The organism is Pseudolactococcus yaeyamensis, assembly GCF_054658615.1.
Map to the genome: position 1 here is coordinate 1 of NZ_BAAGGP010000027.1, position 17858 is coordinate 17858.

The 17858-nt window shown below is 41.2% G+C and carries 17 protein-coding genes; all 17 read right to left on the bottom strand.

What is annotated here, in order from left to right; translation table 11 throughout:
• Nucleotides 1–150: 150 nt before the first annotated feature.
• Complete coding sequence (locus ACYQ21_RS06850) at nucleotides 151–801, bottom strand: NAD(P)-dependent oxidoreductase (RefSeq protein WP_460056796.1); 651 nt, start codon at nucleotides 799–801, stop codon at nucleotides 151–153.
• 119 nt (nucleotides 802–920) lie between these two features.
• Nucleotides 921–1097, bottom strand: a complete 177-nt coding sequence (gene rpsU, locus ACYQ21_RS06855) for a 30S ribosomal protein S21 (RefSeq protein WP_003137442.1) — start codon at nucleotides 1095–1097, stop codon at nucleotides 921–923.
• A 116-nt stretch (nucleotides 1098–1213) separates the two neighbouring features.
• A complete protein-coding gene (locus tag ACYQ21_RS06860; RefSeq protein ID WP_460056800.1) occupies nucleotides 1214–2047 on the bottom strand; it encodes a PRC-barrel domain-containing protein in 834 nt (277 codons plus the stop codon).
• Nucleotides 2048–2097: 50 nt separating this feature from the next.
• The gene (locus ACYQ21_RS06865; protein ID WP_460056802.1) at nucleotides 2098–3027 is read right to left on the bottom strand and encodes a hypothetical protein; all 930 of its coding nucleotides are present in this window, start codon (nucleotides 3025–3027) and stop codon (nucleotides 2098–2100) included.
• Nucleotides 3017–4378 carry a class C sortase gene (locus ACYQ21_RS06870; RefSeq protein WP_460056805.1) on the bottom strand — a complete coding sequence of 454 codons (1362 nt, stop codon included), beginning with the start codon at nucleotides 4376–4378 and terminating at the stop codon, nucleotides 3017–3019. The genes ACYQ21_RS06865 and ACYQ21_RS06870 overlap by 11 nt, the downstream gene beginning before the upstream one ends.
• Nucleotides 4375–5202 carry a class C sortase gene (locus ACYQ21_RS06875; protein WP_460056807.1) on the bottom strand — a complete coding sequence of 276 codons (828 nt, stop codon included), beginning with the start codon at nucleotides 5200–5202 and terminating at the stop codon, nucleotides 4375–4377. Before ACYQ21_RS06875 ends, ACYQ21_RS06870 begins: the two co-directional genes overlap by 4 nt.
• Before the next feature lie 148 nt (nucleotides 5203–5350).
• Nucleotides 5351–6889 carry a SpaH/EbpB family LPXTG-anchored major pilin gene (locus tag ACYQ21_RS06880; RefSeq protein WP_460056809.1) on the bottom strand — a complete coding sequence of 513 codons (1539 nt, stop codon included), beginning with the start codon at nucleotides 6887–6889 and terminating at the stop codon, nucleotides 5351–5353.
• A gap of 260 nt (nucleotides 6890–7149) precedes the next feature.
• A complete protein-coding gene (locus ACYQ21_RS06885; protein WP_460056812.1) occupies nucleotides 7150–11250 on the bottom strand; it encodes a SpaA isopeptide-forming pilin-related protein in 4101 nt (1366 codons plus the stop codon).
• A 487-nt stretch (nucleotides 11251–11737) separates the two neighbouring features.
• Nucleotides 11738–12454, bottom strand: a complete 717-nt coding sequence (locus ACYQ21_RS06890; protein WP_460056815.1) for a YebC/PmpR family DNA-binding transcriptional regulator — start codon at nucleotides 12452–12454, stop codon at nucleotides 11738–11740.
• Nucleotides 12455–12517: 63 nt separating this feature from the next.
• On the bottom strand, nucleotides 12518–13696 hold the full coding sequence (locus tag ACYQ21_RS06895) for a nucleotidyltransferase (protein ID WP_460056817.1): 1179 nt from the start codon (nucleotides 13694–13696) through the stop codon (nucleotides 12518–12520).
• Nucleotides 13678–14319, bottom strand: coding sequence for a hypothetical protein (locus ACYQ21_RS06900; RefSeq protein ID WP_460056820.1), 642 nt, complete (start codon nucleotides 14317–14319; stop codon nucleotides 13678–13680). Before ACYQ21_RS06900 ends, ACYQ21_RS06895 begins: the two co-directional genes overlap by 19 nt.
• A 39-nt stretch (nucleotides 14320–14358) precedes the next feature.
• Nucleotides 14359–14532: a hypothetical protein gene (locus tag ACYQ21_RS06905; RefSeq protein ID WP_460056822.1), complete on the bottom strand. Its 174-nt coding sequence runs from the start codon at nucleotides 14530–14532 to the stop codon at nucleotides 14359–14361.
• A gap of 2 nt (nucleotides 14533–14534) precedes the next feature.
• A complete protein-coding gene (locus ACYQ21_RS06910; protein ID WP_460056824.1) occupies nucleotides 14535–15290 on the bottom strand; it encodes a class I SAM-dependent DNA methyltransferase in 756 nt (251 codons plus the stop codon).
• Nucleotides 15291–15293: 3 nt separating this feature from the next.
• Nucleotides 15294–15650: a ribosome silencing factor gene (gene rsfS, locus ACYQ21_RS06915; protein ID WP_460056827.1), complete on the bottom strand. Its 357-nt coding sequence runs from the start codon at nucleotides 15648–15650 to the stop codon at nucleotides 15294–15296.
• Nucleotides 15651–15656: 6 nt separating this feature from the next.
• Nucleotides 15657–16625 (bottom strand): Mbeg1-like protein, encoded by a 969-nt coding sequence (locus ACYQ21_RS06920; protein ID WP_460056829.1) that lies wholly within the window; start codon nucleotides 16623–16625, stop codon nucleotides 15657–15659.
• Entirely contained in the window at nucleotides 16606–17205 is a 600-nt protein-coding gene (gene yqeK, locus ACYQ21_RS06925; RefSeq protein ID WP_460056831.1) for a bis(5'-nucleosyl)-tetraphosphatase (symmetrical) YqeK, read from the bottom strand. Before yqeK ends, ACYQ21_RS06920 begins: the two co-directional genes overlap by 20 nt.
• Nucleotides 17195–17797, bottom strand: a complete 603-nt coding sequence (locus ACYQ21_RS06930; RefSeq protein WP_460056833.1) for a nucleotidyl transferase family protein — start codon at nucleotides 17795–17797, stop codon at nucleotides 17195–17197. The genes yqeK and ACYQ21_RS06930 overlap by 11 nt, the downstream gene beginning before the upstream one ends.
• Nucleotides 17798–17858: the final 61 nt, after the last annotated feature.

The window sequence follows — 17858 nt, forward strand, 5'->3', positions numbered from 1 at the left end:
ATTTTGGCTCATCGTACTTATTTGAAACAAGTAAATAAAAGGGTTAGTGTCAAGCAGAATCTATTGAAATGCTTGGTGAATGAGAAGATATTGACTGACGTAATAAAAAGTTTATGAAACGACCGTGACTTTCACTCGCCTCATCCGCCTCTAATTTTGATAAATGCTGATATGTTCCCTTTGGCGCCTCCCATTAAGCACGATATCACGCACAGCACTTGCGAAATCTGCCATTGAGATATAACTTTCCCCAGACGCATTTGCCGTGAAAATGTCGGTGGCTAAGCTGTAAGCCCCCGTTTCAGGGCCTGCCGGATCAAAGTAAGCAGCGGGTGAGACGTAAGTGTAGTTGAGGTCGCTCGCTTTGAGCTCAAGGGCTGCGTCACTCATTGCTTTAGCGACTGGGTAGAAAGGCGCTGTCACATCGACAAGGTCAATCTGACGTTGGGTGCGGGTCGCATCAATATAGAGTGAGCTCGTCCCGCCCACCGCAATCAGATGCGTCTGACTGCCTGACAGCAAGCTAATCAGATGTTGCATGGCTTGCAGATGCTGGCTTTCTTGACCGTCTGGCGCCCGAAAGGCTTCGATGACGATATCAAATGGTGCTAGGTCTGCTTGTGTTAAGGTAAAAATATCTTTTTCGATGACAGGGATATCAACTGTTAGGCGACTGGCATTTCTAACTAACGCTGTGACATCTGCACCCATAGCAACTAATTTTTCAGTAATTAAGCTACCTGCTTGACCTGTTGCACCAATAACTGCGATTTTCATGCTTGCGCCTCTTTCTTTATTCATGCTTTGATTTGCCTTCATTGTAACATTTAAAGGATGAGTTCGTAAAGGAATTGGTCTTATCCGCATGAAGACAAAAAAAGCAACCCCAAGGCTGCTTTCTTATCTCTAAACATGACTGATTAGAATTTTTTACGTTTACGAGCTGCTTCTGATTTACGTTTACGTTTCACAGAAGGTTTTTCGTAGTGCTCGCGTTTACGAGCTTCTTGAAGTGTTCCAGCTTTTGTTACTGAACGTTTAAAGCGGCGAAGCGCGTCGTCAAGCGATTCGTTTTTACGTACGATTGTTTGTGACATAGGATTTCACCTCTTTTCCGTTTCATAGTTATGCCAAAAGCATACCATATTAGTGTACCATGTTTCGGAAAAAAGTCAAGCCTTTTCGTAACGAATCAGTTTTACCAATTTACAGATTAGACATTCATAACCAAATCAGTTAAAATACCATTCTGACTAGCCGCTTCAATCACTTTTTCTGTCAATGGGACACCAGCCTCAATTGAGAAACTACCATCTTCGGAGACAGTCTTGGCAACAGTCATTTTACCTACTAGAAATTTCACCATTGCTTGATCAAGCTCAATGTCTTCTTTATCAGGCTCAGTTGAGGACTCAGCAAGAATATCTGGCTCGATAGCTTCTTCAGCAGCGTCCTCTGTAACTTCTGGTATTACTTCAGTAGGAATTTCTTGTGCGACCTGTTCAGATTCAATAGTGTCTGTTTTTTTTTCTTCAACTACCGTATCCTTCTCAGAATCAGGTGTCTGAACTTCTTCTGTATCATCAATTTCTTGATAACCTTCAAGATTCTCTGTCACAATGACAAAATGCTCTGAAAGTGAAATGATTTGACTTCCTACAAAAGTTTTCTCTGTATCTAAAATAGCTTTAGAAATGGCGCCAGTTTTTTCATCAATTTCAAAGTCTGTAACATTACCTATTTTATCCCCAGAGTCAACCAAAACAGTGGTTCCAATAATATCAACCGTATCATCTAAAACAATTGATTCATCTGAGAAGGTTTTTAGTTCACTAGCTTTTAAGATGACGGCATAGTCTTCACCCAACCCTCTGACTGCTTTAAAATCAATCGCTGTTGGAATATTAGCTTGCTTAACGGTATTAGAAATCAAATATTTAACTCGTTTTGTTTCTTTAGATACGAATACCTTTGAGATAACACCAAGTACTTCGCCCTCTTGAATGCCAACAATTGGTAATTCATTTAAAACACTTACTAATTTCATTTTTTCTCCTTAAAATAATGCACTTCGACTCTTAGTGACATTGTACCATATTATTTTTTATACTTCAAGAACAAGTTTAATAACAATTTGATTTGAATCGAATTCTCACCTTGAACCTGACTTTTTTCTTGCTCTAAGAATGAAAGTAATTGCTCTATTTGACCAGTCTCTCTAAGATGTGCAACCTTAAATCGAATGGCTGTCATCCGCTCTTCTGCGGTCAAATCATAAGCTAGATACTTCTCTAAAATTTCAAAGGACATATCCACTGCACCAATAGCGTATAACTCTTGAATTTTTTGCCAAGAAGCTTGTTGCTGTGTTATGACTTCTGAAGTTTCTTCAATGACTTCATTAGCTATTGGCGCCGATGTTTTCAGAGCATCCGTTTTGTTTGAAACGACTGCTTGTTGCGATTCTGACATGTCATCATCAGTTGAATCAGAGATTTCTGATATGACATCGGGCTCATCTTTAGGCATTGCCAAGTGCTGCGATTGTATCTCTTCATTAGTGTCAGGGGGTAAAACGGTGTCTTCACTAGCATTGACTAATGTAGACGGTGTTGCTGAAAGAGGGGTGTCTTGGACTGTCGAAATCTCCGAACGCATACCCTTCGGGGGCACATTACTTTCTCCAGAGTTGTGTGCTTCTGCCACTTCATCAGATACTAAAATCGTCTGTTTATCATTAACAGCCATTTTCCTTTTTCGACGAGATTTATAGATGATATGGTAGATAGAGGCCAAGATATAAAAGCATATCGGTATCGTCAGCAACAGAATCAAGTTCAAACTCAAATACTGCAATTTAACTCCCGCAAAATAGGGGAAGAAGAATTGGTAGCTAAAAAAGCAAGCGATATTACAAGTAATCACGCTGACACAACCCATGAAAAGTGAACGACGATTTAACCAGACTAGACCTATCGTCGCAATCACACCTACTCCCCAAATAATGAGTAATAATTTATAGTCCAAAATCCACTTCCTTACTTACATTAAATTCTACCTTAACTTTGTAGTCCCCTCGAAGTTTCTTCGCTGCATCATAGAAATAATAAACTGCATAGCCTTTTATCATACCCTCGGGTAGTGCTATTTTTTCATTTATCTTAGCTTGATTAACTACTGTTCCAGGTGCCAAATAAGATGTCTTATAAACCGTCTCAGAACTATCTGCCAATTTTAACTCTACCTTACAAATCATATCACTATACGGCGGAATAATCAAGCGAATCTTCGCTTTTTTTTGAGACAAAGAAATCGGAATCCTTGAATTGATTTGGATGTGTGCTTTTCCATTTTCAATTGGTGCTGTCTGCCATTTTTGCTTTTCTTCATCTGTCAGTATTTTTTCATACTGACTATAATCCCGATGATGTGGCACTGTTTTTGTCTCATCTAAAAGTAATTTCAGCGTGTAAGCTAGACCAGCAAGTAAGCCACAAACAATCAAGATGATAACACCGATTTTTAATTTAACATCTATCTTTTTTTGAGTATGTATTGTCAAATTCGTTCGTTCTCCCTCTTCTTCGACTAGCGCTTTTGTTGTATTGTCAGCCTCTTTTGTTGCCTTATCAACAGTCGCCTCACTCGAGCTATCTATTTTACGCTTACAATAAGCAACCAAACGTTTTTCACTTGACCACATGGGCTCACAGGTGAACAAGGTTAAACGATCCTCACTCGGTACAATCAATAACTTATTGATTTCTGTCGGCTCAATTACTTCAAGACGTTCAACTTCATAAATCAAAGTTTCCTTAAAATTTTTGACCTTCACAATATCTTTAGGCACTAAATGATTCAAGTCCCTAAACATATTAGAACGATAGTAACCTCGATGCGCTGCAATCACTGAATTGGTATTTTCACCACCTATCGGATAGGAGGTATTGGTCAAATGAACCGCTCCCTGCTCCATATTGGCTTCATTGGCGCCTAGATAAATCGGTAAGGTCATTTCAATCTTAGGAATATCTACGAAGCCAATACAATTATCCTTTAAGCCATATTCTGCCAAATCAATATCTGGCTCCTCGTAAGAAAAGGGGTCTTTTAACTCCTTTTGTCCATCAATGAAAAGCATCTCATTTTTCTGTTGCAAAGCAGTATGTAAAGTAGAAAAATCCGAAGCCTCTTTTGTCGCCTTACCATTATCTGATGTCTTGCTTGACGTTTGACTAATCTCTGTTTCAAAATGTTTTACTTTCAAAGCAACTTCATTTTGATAAAACTGATTGGAACTAATAGGGAAAATTAAGAATTGAAAGCCTGACATCATGAAACTTAAGATGATTAACAGCAAAATATCTTTTTTCTTCATAACTCCCTCAAATATTTCTTTTTATAGTGATGATAAATTATTTTCGTCAAAATCAGTAGCAAGGCATTCGTTAGCACGACCAGTAAAATCAAGATGAGATAGGTCTCCTTTTTGACAACTTCGATGGTTTCGTCTAATTGATAAACACGTTCACCGCGAACCAAAAGTCTGTGTGAATTGATACCATAAGGTGTACAGGTAATTAATGTCACATAATCCTTTTTGACATCTGGAAACAATTTTGAAATGTCTTCTGGATTGACAACTGAAATTGAATCAACCTTATAAACGAGCTGTTCATCTAAGACATTTACTTTAAAGATATCGCCTTCTTTAAGTCTAATCAAATCAGTAAACAATTTAGCACTGGGTAGACCTGTATGACCTGATAACAAGGCATGTGTCCCTAGACCGCCGATTGGAAAAGAACTCCCTTCCAAATGACCGACACCTTTTTCTAACACCTCATCGCTCGTCCCATGAAATAAAGGGAGTTTCACCTTTATCTTCGGAATTTCTATCGCCCCCATAACGCCCCCAATGTTCAGAACATCAAGATAATTCTTTGGCAGGGCAGTACCACTACCCGCTACAAAGGGGTCTTTGACAGGATTCCCACTCAAACTATTATTGTAATCAATAGCTTTTTGCCATTCTGTTCTTTTGGTTTCATTATCTAAACCATTTACTTTATTATCATAGACAGTTGACACGGCCAGCATTCTTCTTGTATTCCACCAGTTACTAAGTGACGGATAGGTAAATACTAATATACCAAAGAAAAGAAAAGTGACACTTAAAAAAATCGTATTTTTTCTAGACACTTTCCTTCACTCCTTCATTCTTTATTGATGTACTTCAAAACGATAACAAAGTGCGCTACTTGCGTGCTATCTTAACATTTGTACTAGAAAATACAAAAAATGTCAATGCTCAAACATTGATCATTTCTTGAAAGTTCGCTAAATTTTATTAATGTGCGACTACTTGCTCTTCATCATCTTCTTTTTTACGTTTCAAGAAGAAAAGTAAGAATGCACCAACAGCAATTAATGCTAAACCAGAAATCCAGAAAATCAATGAACCGATACCACCTGTATTTGGCAATAGGAATGTTGGATTTTCTTCGTCAATCGCAGGGTCACCAATTTTTTGGTTCAATACTTTAATGGTTACTTTTTTATCTCCAGCAGGGATGGTTGCCAAAATCACTGATTGACGTTTGACATATCCTGTTGGGGCTTCAACCTCCACCAAGTAAAACTCTGTATCGCCTGAAGCATTTAAAGCAAGACCTGTAAACATACCATAGCCTTTTTCAATAGTCGCTGTATCAATATTATCACCAGTTACGACTTCGATATCAGCTCCAGCAGCATCTTGAATATAGGTACCTGCTTTAGCATTTGCTAAGCTAGTTGCAATTTTAAATTTAGCACCAGCCAAAGCAATCGTATCGTCTTTGCTATCAACTTTGTTAATTACAACACCAGCTAAATCAACACTTGGTTTTTCTTTATCATCAACTTCAGCATTTTTACCATCAGTACCATTATTATCTTTGATATCTAACTCACCACCATTGCTGATAGATGGTGTCCCAGCAGGTGTTCCGCTGATTGCTTTGTTATTGATAACTGTATTGAATGAGATTTCAATTTCTTTTGCAGCTTCTTGGTCAACTTTCTTCAAACCAGCTTGTGTCAATTCCCAAGTCACTGTATTTGTCGCCGCATTATAAACTTCTGTATAATCTGTTGCTGCCAACACAATCGGTCCAGCTACACCACCAAGCGCACGAACTGAAGTTGTTTGACCAAAATCAAGACGTTTGTCTAATGGGTCAGTTACTTTGAATGAACCAAAAGCTTCTGCCGGTGTATCAGTATACAAATCGTATTCAACTTTAGCTTGGAATTGCCAACCAACAACATCTCCGACTGTGTATTGTGGTGAGGTTGTTGTCACTTCCTTACTAATCTCATCGTCTTTTACATTTTTAGGGTAGACATGGAGGTCATAGTTCCATCCAGTACCTGTTTCAGTGATACCGATTGGCAAGGTAATAATGCTATCAACAGCGCCAGCGTATCCTGCTGGTGTTGTTGTTTCACTAAGGACATAGTAACCAATTTCAAGATTATCAAATTTAGTGATGCCATCAGTCGCTGTAATTTGTTCACTACCAACAACTGTCGCGTTCGCTTTTGCTTCTGCAACTGTTGTTTGATCCGTCATTTTATAGCCAGCATTCACTTTGTAAAGCGTAAATCCTGCACCAGCAAGTGGTTTCCCATGTACGGAGGGGTCAGCCAGTTCTAAACCATCACCCGGCAAGTTTGAACTTGATGCCCGAGACAATTTGTGGACAGTCAAACTACCTTTTACTGATGGATCTGGTAAGTCTGATGCTGCGTTCGTCGTGAAAGCTGGAAAAATTGCTGTCACTAGACTAATAACAAGTGTGAAAAGTAATAGTAACGACTTACTTTTAGTTGGAATTTTTTTCATTTCTCTCTCCTTTATAATTCACTGCTTTTCAGTGAAATATATACAAACCACACAACATTCAATTCTAAATGATATGTCTGTGGATATGTCATGCGTTAGAACGTTTGACAAGTTTCAATTTTAGAAACTTGGCGGTAATCATCAAGGGTCGCCCCTTGATAAAAAATAGATACACATTTCTTTGAAATTAGCACTCATTTTCTTCATTCCTAGCTAAATTTTCTATTTTGATTCATCCTATCCGAGTTAAACAACTTAGTTTAGATAAGATTTTTTTGATAGTATAGCGCACCACCTAGCTCTACTAAAGTTATTCCAAGAAACAGACTTGCGATAATCCCGAGTCGTCCTGCATAAGGCAAAATCGTTTGTTTCATGACTGGTAATTTATAACTAACTGATGTGCCACCAGTTAGCTTGATGAAAGCAGGTGGTAAAAGTTTGCCTTTGCCTGTAATCGTCATTCGATCATCTGCGGCTTGACTATTATCAATATCGATTTTCCACTGACCGATTGGTCGTTGGTAAGCTGTCGGTGCACTCGTTTGAACTAAATAATAGGTGCCGTCGGCAAGATAACCCCAATCAATTTTACCTGCGCTATCGCTCGACTTGGTCTGAATGAGTTTAAAATCTCCTGATGCAACATTAGCATCCGTTACGACCTCAGCACTAGTAGCAGATTCCTTTTTATAAAGTTTAAAGCTAACATTTGGCAAAATTTGATCTGGATCTTCCGCTTTAACGACAGTGTAAACCAAGCCGACTGCTCGTTCGTTGACTAAAGAATAGCGAACGACTTTATTAGTGGTGTCCACAACTTCGTCAAACGCAGGTGGCGTAACACCATCAGCACCGTCCTCTAGAGTAATTTTAATTCGCTTATCAAAAGCTTTGGTATGATCAACCGTCAAAAGCCAACTACCATTTGGTTTTTCATAACCATTAAGAGTTGATGTTTCAATCAATCGATATTGTCCATCTGGTAAAATTTCAAAGTCTACCAGACCATCCGCCAATGATGTTTTGCTGACTTCAGCATAGGTTGTGCCATTGACACCCTCTAGTTTGAAACTAACACCAGCTAGTGGCTTACCAGTTGCGGCATCTTGTTTTGTAAAGTTGAAATGCACGTTTTGAATATTAGGAATCGCAAGCGCATTATTTTTTTCTATCGGATTGGGTTGAGCTGCTACTGTCGCAGCATCACTTGCCTTAGCGTAATCAGGTTCTAAAACAAGCGTTAAAATCATATAGCTCGTTTCAGCACCACCATCAGTCGTGTTTGCAACACGTGCTTGAAAGGTATGATTTGGTACGGTTGCTCCTGATGCCATTGTTGACTGTTCAAGCTTGCTATCTTTCGTCACAGTTGATTGATCAACTAGAGTCCCTGAAAGATTAGACTGTGACCATGACCAACTTTTAACTCTGACACTATCTGACTTGAGTTTAGCTAAGAAAGCCGTTTCATCCGATATCCCAACTCGGAAACTGCGATAGTCACCTGTGCCGCCAGATGGATAGACTTTGATAGACAAGGTATTTGTCGTCTGATTGAAAGTCATCTCACCGCCTAAAGCTGTATCTTTTGTAAAGTTTGTATTGTCAGCTGTCCAGCTTGAAGCTGTCACTCCCTCAGCCGAAATCGCACGCTGATTGGCAACATTAAACGGATCGGCATATGCAAAATTAACGCTAGTATCAGTCGTTGGTCGAATCATCTCAACCGCTGGTGTCTTGGTATGATCGATAAGAACCGTCCATTTCCCAACTGGTGTCAGATAATCATTTGGTGCTTGTACTTCTTCTAAAAGATAGGCACCATCTCCATATTTCCCAAAATCAACTGTTCCAGAAGCATCACTTTCTTGCTCTGTACCAAGCTGGTTGCCATCTGTATCATAGAGTTTAAACTTAGCCCCTGAAAGTTCTTTAGATGTGACATCACGATCCACTTTTGTAAAAGTAATAGGTGTCAAAACTAATTCTTTAACAGTGACTTTTGTTGCTGCAAGGAAAGTCGTATCCCGATAAGTCAGATCGCTTGCTGGATTGTTATTTCCTATATCTGTATTTGTCGCAGGTCTATCTGCTAACTCTGCCGCTGCACCTGATTGGTCACTAAGGAAAATTTGCAGGACATCGTCTTTGGCTAGACTGCTTGGTAACTCTAATGTGAATTTACCATCACTTGCAACCGTCGCTGTTTGCGACTGAATGACACCATTTACTGTCAGTGTCACAATCGCATCAGCTTCACCAGTCCCTGTAAGTTGCGTCGTTGCAGTAGTCACAGTTTGTGTTGTGATTACTGCAGGATTTGGTGGTATGATATCAATAACTGTCGTATCGCCAGTCGCTTGCCGTGCGGGGGCACGATAGCCCGTAGCAGAAAGCAACGTGCCTGCTACTTGGAAAACGTTGTTTGGCGCATCTGGTGTCCAAGCAAAAGCTTTCGTTGCATTTTCAAAATTTCGACCTTCTTTTCCGTTGGTCGACCCATCTGAAACGATTTGATTACTGCTTGTTCCGTTGGGCAAAGTCATGTCAAGATAGCCTGTCGTCGCATTATCTGCATAGACAACTTTAGTCTTCATCTGACCATTTTCATCAAATGGCGAGCTGCCACCTTCTGGATAAACACCTAGTTTGAGTTTCGATTTGAAAGTCTTATCGGCATTGGTAACTGGCAACCACTCAACTTCAGGAGAGGTATTCACACCACTAATCCTAGAAATATCCGATTTGCCTGCTGAATCCCAATACGACTTAACTAGACTGCTACTTGATGTCAAAGATGAATTTGTAAATGAAAAGTTGCTAATATTGGCATCGTCTACACCTGCAGCACCGTCTATAGCGATATTATATTTCCACAATGCGATGTCTGAATTGGTAATCTTAAAAGTATTACTTGTTCCGATACTATCATCATTATCTTTTAAAACAGAACGCCTTGTTGATGTATTATTGGGTGTGTTTCGTATATCATAAATATTCGGTTTATCTATGGTGAAGGTATTATTGTTACCATTATCCATATTAATCGTTCCATCACTATTACTATTAGCATATAGATAGACCGTAGACCCTTCTTCAAAATTGACAGTACAGTTATTTGAAGTTCCCACACCACCTGCAGCCGCACCTCCCGAAAAGGCAAATGTCGCAGAGCCAGTTCCTCGTGACAGCATGGCTACTTTCGAGCCTTTTTTAGCTGTAAAGGTACCGTCATTCATATTAAATCGGAAAGCGTTTCCTTGCATGGATAGATTGAGGGTCACATCTTCTTCAACGATGTAATCTTTAAAGCACTCATAAAAGGCTGGATAGCTACCTCCCGTTGTTGAATTTTGAACATAGATAAAGCTACCTTGACCAAGAATCATTTTATTATCACCCGTGTAGGGTTGACCATTTGCAGAGCTCGTTCTCCCGAGAGCAGGCTGCGTTGCCCAAATAACAGAATAGTCGGCATCCGCATTAACACCGCTATAATGCGTATAAGCCTCCGTATGGAAAGCACCTAAATAAAAATTTTCGGCATTCGTAACAATATCATTCCAACCCCAAACAGAGACCTCAGCCATATCAACACTCAACAAACGACCAACAATACGCGCACTGTGCTCTTTTTTTCCAGCGGTATAAGGTGTTGTCACATTACCGATACGATAGTAACCTGTCCCATTAGCATCCTGATTATCGTAGGCTAAATCTTCACCTTGAAAGAAGGCGACACCTGCTCCTAGTCCTGCTTCTTTTGCTGTTCTTTGGTTAGCAACATCCACGTCATGCATATGAAAAACTGGGTGTGTACTCGTTTTCGAGTTGTACTCAGCAGCAGAATTGATATCCATTTCCAACTGACCGCCATCGGTATTGCCATCATAGAGGTAAAGTTTATAATGTGCGGTACCATCCAAACCGGAGCCATCAATTTCGATTGAATTATGACGACTCATCGTCATCTGAGCTTCACTGTATCCATTTCCAGAAGGTACAATGTCGGCATTCAGAATAATTTTCGTTATTGAGTCATTGGTATAAGCAGATTTGAAGTCATCAAAATTTGTAACGACCCGCGTTGTAGCATCTGTTGGGTAAAAACCATGATCAATATTCCACTGTTCATTGGCGGCTGTATTCAGCGAGGTCAAGATGTCATCTGCCCGATACTCTGAAAGCGTCATCCCAGCTTCTAATCGCTCATGTGGTGGCGTTGCCGCCTCGCTGACAAAAGCAGATGGCAACATCACTTGCAAAAGCAACACAAAAAACATCATGATACTTAAGATACTTATCTGTTTACAATTTTTCTTTTTAAATTTTCCTGTCATCTCTAGTCCTAACATCATAAAATTTATTTCCCAAGTCAAAAATCCAATGATTTATCATTTTTAACCAAACTATTATATCTTTAAATCATCATTTTTAACCAAACTATTATATCTTTAAATCATCATTTCATTAACACTTTATAAACATCTACAATAAAAGTTTAACATTTTTTCTTAAAAAGCACAAGCGCTATTCTATTTTTTTTTTTTTTATTCTGACTTTTCTGGGATTGGGTTTTCAAGAAAAGAAACAAAATCCCTAGTTACCAACTTTCTTCCTATTATATATCTCGAACTAAAACTTGACATGAAGCGAAAAACAGATGTCGATTTTCTCATTTTTAGAATCCTGTATTTTTTAGATTTCTGCCTCTCAAAAATCAAAAGGCGTGTTTTTTAAAGAAACATTTGATACTTTCCTCTCAAAAACGCAAAAAAAAACGCGTCGGCTTTTTGCCACACGTTTTTCATCGTTTACTATCTGGTATAAAACCTTTAATTCGTTTTAAAAATCAGCCACATTATGATAAACTTTTTGCACATCTTCGTCGTCTTCAAGTGCATCAATTAATTTCTCAAAAGTTTCCAAATCGTCGCCAGATAAGTCGACTTCACTTTGCGGGATCAATTCAAGTTCTGACACGGTAAACTCAGCAACACCATTGTCACGAAGCGCTTCTAAGGCTTTGTGCAAAGCTTCCGGCTCTGTGTAGACGATGACTTGTTCTTCTTGTTGCTCAACATCACGCACGTCGATTTCTTTTTCTAAAAGATACTCGAAAATCTCGTCTGCATTATCCCCGACAAACCCAATGACACCAGTATTATCAAACAGGTAAGAAACTGAACCTGATGACCCAAAATTCCCGCCATTTTTGTTATAAGCCGCACGGACATTAGCAGCCGTCCGGTTGACGTTGGTCGTCAAAGTATCCACGATAACCATTGAGCCGTTAGGACCAAAGCCTTCGTAACGACCTTCGGTAAAGGTTTCATCACTGCTCCCTTTAGCTTTATCAATGGCTTTGTCGATAATATGACGTGGTACTTGCGCTTGTTTGGCACGTTCAATCGTAAATTTCAGTTTTGAGTTCGACTCAGGATCTGGATCTCCCTGTTTCGCCGCAGCGTAAATTTCCACACCAAATTTCGCATAAACTTTTGAGTTTGCGCCATCTTTAGCCGTTTTCTTTGCGACGATATTCGCCCATTTGCGTCCCATTATAACTCCTTCTTTCGTATCCTTTTAACTTATTATTCTATTTTATCACAATTTCAACATTTGTCAGCTCTGCGCATCATTTTCGACACTTTTTTCTTCTGGGGCTGCGCCATGCGTCTGCCTGAGCGGTGGTCGGCCGTAATTTTGCTCAGGAATGGCTGGATTACCCAGACGATAGATAGCGTCCGCCTGAAGGCTGAGTGTGTCTTGATAGGTTTTACCGACCTTGGTCACGACATCAAACTGTTTCAGGTAGCGCTGACCCGCTGCTGAAAAGCCTAGCACATGCGGCTTGGGTTGCTCAAAGACCTGTGATTTAGGCACATTAACCAAAATATAAGTCAACAACCGCCTGACCCGCGCCTTGGTATAGCGCTTCGTCGCCACCACATCGACTAGACTTTCAAAGTCTGTCGTTGTTTTAATGGCACTTTTCAATCTGACAGCCAGCTCGTCATTAACCTGAAAAATGTCGGTGAGATTTGCTGAGAGTAGCTGATAGTTGAGCAAGGGGAAATAATCCGACCACTGGACTTTAGGCGCAACCTGAAAACTGGCAAAGTCTGGCATAAAGCGTGATAAGTCTTCATCTGCATGCTCCCGAATCGCCGTCGCTGAGGCGAAGTGTGACAAAGTATCATCATGAAAACCTGCGCCCTTGCGCTTGACTGGCTGTAATTGAATTTTCGGTGCGATAGCCGCCACAGCCTTGGTATAAGCTAGAGCTAAGATATGATTGGGAGTATTGCCATCAAACTGAACGCCAGCAAAAGTCTGCCACATCTCTTGCATCTTTTGCGGATAGGATAAATTGTCAGGTAAATCTGCTATAAACGCTTGAATTTCTGTCTCTTTTTCATGGTAAATCTGACGCAGACCGTCATAAGCAATGACATCAGAATCCGTCCCAAATACCAACTGGTCAATGCCCAAGTCAGCTAGCATTTGCACCGCATATTGGGCGAAATAGTCAGCACCCTGAACACTAGCAAAAAATGGTAGCTCGACGATAATATCCGCACCATTTTTTAGCGCCATTTGGGCACGTGTCCACTTGTCCACAATCGCAGGCTCCCCCCGCTGCATCCAGTTGCCACTCATGATAACGATTTTCAGACCCGGTGCTTGTGACAGCAAGTACTGATGCCCGTGATGAAAGGGATTAAACTCCGCAATAATCCCTGAAACCTTGCCTAAATTTTCGTCAGAAAGGGCATTTGAAGTCATGACTTGTCCTGCCATTTATCATAGACTTGCATGGCGATGTCAATTTCTTGTTTGTGTTGGGCTTTCAATTCTTCGTTGATAGCTTGTTTTTCGACCATTTCAGCCCGTTTTTTCTTGGCAAACTTAGTAAAAATCGCATCCAAAATCTCCCGCATCTGTTGACCCGCATTGTCTTGGACATCCTCATCAAACTGATTAGACTTATCCCTATAGATGACGGACATCTTGGTCCACTCATTCAGGAAGAAGGTATCGATTTCCTGATGAATGTAGGCAGCCAGCTCTTTTGGTGTGCTGTCTAATTCAGCCAAGGCTTCCTGACGTTTAGGCGTTGACACATAGCGCTTGATAGGGTCTATCGCTCGATTTGAAGTTGGTCTAGCCTGTTCACGCATGGCTTCAACTTGTGCTGCTGCCTTACCTTCTTTTTTCTTTTGGCGACTTGGTCGTCTGACAAGCCACCAAATAAATAAAGCGACTAAGACAACCGGTATTACTTCTCCAGCGATTTCGATTAAAACAGCTAAGCCAAGGACGACTAAAACAAGAATTAACCATGTGGGCACTATTCTTTTTCGTCTATCTTGTGATAAATAAGTAACCAAACTAATGATAAGTGCGACAGCTAAATAAAACATGGCATTCCCTTTCTAAAATTTCACTTATGATCCGTTCAGTTAGAGCGCCCCAACCAGCCACCTTACCAGAATAATCGCTAAGATAATAGAAACGATAATCTTAATCAACTCAATCAGAAGCCCTAAACAGCCTCCTCTTGGACTTTGGTAAGATCCGCCACTACTTTTTTTATCTTTAAATAAGATCATAACCTCTAATGGTGTTAATCCCATGCTTAATCCTTTCTCGCCACAAAGAACCAACGGGCACTGTCGTCATCTTTTTCATGTGGCGCAACATCTTCAAAGTCGGCAAAAACTTGGACCGAGACAAAACCAGCATTGTCTAGCATGGTCAGGTAGTTATCAATCGTGTAAGTTCGCTCATCGTGAACTTCATCGCGACGCTCAAATTTTCCTTCGCTATCCTTGACAAAGAAAGTCAGTTCATGCGTGATACTATGGGCTTTTTCTCCCGGAAAGGAATCCCAGATAAAGGCAAAATCTTCTTCGTTTTCATGATAGGCATAGCCTGGAAAGACTTCGTCGATTTGATGCACGGAGTGCACATCGAAGATAAAGGTACCACCCGCATTCAAGGCGTTGAAAACGCCGTCAAATACTTCTTGCACCGCCTCGCGGTCGGGCATGTAGCAGATACTATCGCTGTAGCAAGTCACGGCATCATAGGTGCCGACGTCACGCAAATCGCGCATGTCGCCTTCAATAAAGCCGATGCCTGTGGAGTCGTCTAGCTCGTCTAGCGCTCGGTTGTAGGCGATGGTCAGCATTTCTTCTGACAGGTCAAGCCCCGTCACGGCATAGCCATCTCGGGCAAACTGCACAGAAAGCTTGCCTGTACCACAAGCAAGCTCTAATATTTCCTTGGTTTCTGACGGTAAATGGCGACGCGAAAAATCATGCCAAGCATCATAAAGCGTGTCGTCCATAATCGTGTCATAAACGCGGGCAAATTCTTGATAATTATCCATATTTTATGCGGTCAACCAGTCTGCGACATCAATATCTGGTGCGTCATGCCAAAGTTTTTCAAGGCTATAAGTCAAACGCACATCGTGGGTCATGACATTAATCACGACATCAATCAGGTCAATCAAGACCCAACCATCTGCACCGACGCCTTCAACACCATGGATTTCGCCACCATTTTTCTTGATGGCTTCTGTAATATTGTCAACGATGGCATCAATTTGACGCGCATTCATCGCTTCCATTACGACCAGCGTATCCATCACACCGCTCACATCACGCATATCTAAGGCAACAATGTTCAGGGCTTTTTTATCATCTGCAGCTTTCACTACGGTTTGTAGTATAGTTTGAGTTCTCATATTTTCTTATCTTTCTATTTTTCCGTTTGAATCAAAGCGCCACGAGGCGATACCGTGGTAAACAAAAGGCGTACGCGCAGGGACAAAGCGCCGATGACTGAACACTTCAGCACCCGTGCCGTTCCCCGCAAAATTACCCATAGCATCATAAGCATGGCGGTAATTTATCAGGTTAAGTTCTCGTTTTAGAGGCATGTCGTCTAACAGTTGATATGGATCAGGCGCATTATAAACTGTGGCACCTAGCCCATGGCGACAAGCGACGTATAAAGCCAGAAAGCCGCCCAGTGAATGACCGGTCAGCGTGATGGTCAGGTTAGGATAGTCAGCTTGGACTGTCTGATAAAATATCTCTGCCTTTTGATGTTGCTGATGATTTTCTGAACTCGGCAGATTTTGCTTGGCGACAAGCGTCGTCATATCCATCTTCAAATCTCTAGCATCGAGAGGATTCGTGCCAGCATAAGCAATGACGAGTTGCGTTTGACTGACTTGTACAGCCATGGCTTGCAATCCCATCTCATCATCATCGATTGTTTGAACGACTTGAAATCTGTCATCTAAACAATCTCCAGCACGAATCGGCTCGAACTGATCTTGCATAGCCATCTGGTCATCGACATAGTAAGCAAAATCACTGAGGAAATTATAGTCAAAATCAGTAACGGCATAGGTTTCAGGCATGTTCCAAATCTTGGCGTGACGGCGAACGATAAAACGTTCATCAGAGATCTGTCTCACCGCAAAATAAACATTTTGCGAACTTCTGATATGCTTGTAACCATAGACTGAACCGCGATGAAAATGACCGAAAGTAACTTTCTTAGCGGTATCTTTCAAATAAGCCCGAAATTGTCGCTTGCGTCTGTTCATCAAAAGCGCTTGATAGATACTTTGCCCGCCATTGATTGCCAGAAAACCAGCAGTAAAGCCCACAAGCAGACGTTTTTTGGTCCTATTTGAGTTGATCGACATAGGCATTATAGGTCAAAATCGTTTGCGGATAGATGGGCACATGTTTGCTCGCAAGAAATGCGATCGTATGCACTGTCTCATAAGCCACAGCAGCATCTAAATCCCGCTCGTAAGCGAGTTGACGTGCGGTTTCAACACCCTCGAAGGTACGACCCGCCTCGACATAATCTGCCACATACAAAATCTTATCTAGCAAGGTCATGGCAGCACTCCCGACCGTATGAATTTCAATCGCACGGATAATCTCTGGGTCAGCCAATCCAAAATCTTCCTGAATTTTATAAATGCCAACGAGACCGTGCCAGACGTTATTATTCCAGTTGAGAAGGTCTGGGTCTAGCTGATGTTTCTTTATCAGCTGGATAAAAGTCTCATCCGTTTCTTCCTTGGCATAATCATGCAGGAGACCCGCTAATTCGGATTTTCTCGGTTCAGGATAGCACCAACGCTCAGCTAATTGAAGCGCAGACTTAGCGACATTTTGCACATGCTGAAAGCGTTTTTCAGACATGTTAGCTGAAATTTTATCAAATAATTCAACTCGTGTCAGCCCAACTTCTGGATAAAACTCAAAGCCCATATAAGCCCCTCTCCTTAATCATCTCAAGCACCGCATCTGGCATCAAAAACTTAGGCTCAATCCCCTGCCACATCATGTCTCGTAGATGTTTGGACGAGATGTCCATCTGTGGCACATCCACCCATAAAATCGGTAAGGACGTCCCCGTCCTGAATTTCGGTCGCTGCACCCCCACAAGTTGGACTAGTTGTGCCAATTCTGACGCATTTTCCAGCTGCGATAACCTACCAATCTCATCACTACCAGCTATCAAGTAAAAATCGGTTTCGGAGTTGTTTGCAATCAGGGTTTTAAGCGTCTCAATCAGCGGTTCTCTCGTGTGGTTGAGACGTGCGGTTTCAATCCCAAAGCCTGAATGACCTTGCAGACCACGCGCCAGCAGACTGATGATCGTCCCATTTTCATCATCGTGCTCAGGCATAAACAAGACACGCTCAAGGTTGAGCTCCCGCCAGACCTGATCTGCAATGACCAGATGCGCCAAATGAATCGGGGCAAATTTCCCGACAAAAAGACCAATCTGCCGGCGCTCTCCCGTTTTTTGCGGTTCAAGTTCAACTTTCGTATAGGGGGTGAGAAGTTCAATGCCCATCGATAACTCCTTTAGTAGTTGCGGCGGAACAGGCGTGAGACTTGACGATAAGGTTTGAGCC

Excerpts from the sequence above, each read along its gene's own strand:
- ACYQ21_RS06850 (WP_460056796.1), bottom strand. The coding sequence starts at position 801 with ATGAATAAAGAAAGAGGCGCAAGCATGAAAATCGCAGTTATTGGTGCA.
- rpsU (WP_003137442.1), bottom strand. The coding sequence starts at position 1,097 with ATGTCACAAACAATCGTACGTAAAAACGAATCGCTTGACGACGCGCTT.
- ACYQ21_RS06860 (WP_460056800.1), bottom strand. The coding sequence starts at position 2,047 with ATGAAATTAGTAAGTGTTTTAAATGAATTACCAATTGTTGGCATTCAA.
- ACYQ21_RS06870 (WP_460056805.1), bottom strand. The coding sequence starts at position 4,378 with ATGAAGAAAAAAGATATTTTGCTGTTAATCATCTTAAGTTTCATGATG.
- ACYQ21_RS06880 (WP_460056809.1), bottom strand. The coding sequence starts at position 6,889 with ATGAAAAAAATTCCAACTAAAAGTAAGTCGTTACTATTACTTTTCACA.
- ACYQ21_RS06885 (WP_460056812.1), bottom strand. The coding sequence starts at position 11,250 with ATGATGTTAGGACTAGAGATGACAGGAAAATTTAAAAAGAAAAATTGT.
- ACYQ21_RS06890 (WP_460056815.1), bottom strand. The coding sequence starts at position 12,454 with ATGGGACGCAAATGGGCGAATATCGTCGCAAAGAAAACGGCTAAAGAT.
- ACYQ21_RS06895 (WP_460056817.1), bottom strand. The coding sequence starts at position 13,696 with ATGGCAGGACAAGTCATGACTTCAAATGCCCTTTCTGACGAAAATTTA.
- ACYQ21_RS06900 (WP_460056820.1), bottom strand. The coding sequence starts at position 14,319 with ATGTTTTATTTAGCTGTCGCACTTATCATTAGTTTGGTTACTTATTTA.
- ACYQ21_RS06905 (WP_460056822.1), bottom strand. The coding sequence starts at position 14,532 with ATGGGATTAACACCATTAGAGGTTATGATCTTATTTAAAGATAAAAAA.
- ACYQ21_RS06910 (WP_460056824.1), bottom strand. The coding sequence starts at position 15,290 with ATGGATAATTATCAAGAATTTGCCCGCGTTTATGACACGATTATGGAC.
- rsfS (WP_460056827.1), bottom strand. The coding sequence starts at position 15,650 with ATGAGAACTCAAACTATACTACAAACCGTAGTGAAAGCTGCAGATGAT.
- ACYQ21_RS06920 (WP_460056829.1), bottom strand. The coding sequence starts at position 16,625 with ATGTCGATCAACTCAAATAGGACCAAAAAACGTCTGCTTGTGGGCTTT.
- yqeK (WP_460056831.1), bottom strand. The coding sequence starts at position 17,205 with ATGGGCTTTGAGTTTTATCCAGAAGTTGGGCTGACACGAGTTGAATTA.
- ACYQ21_RS06930 (WP_460056833.1), bottom strand. The coding sequence starts at position 17,797 with ATGGGCATTGAACTTCTCACCCCCTATACGAAAGTTGAACTTGAACCG.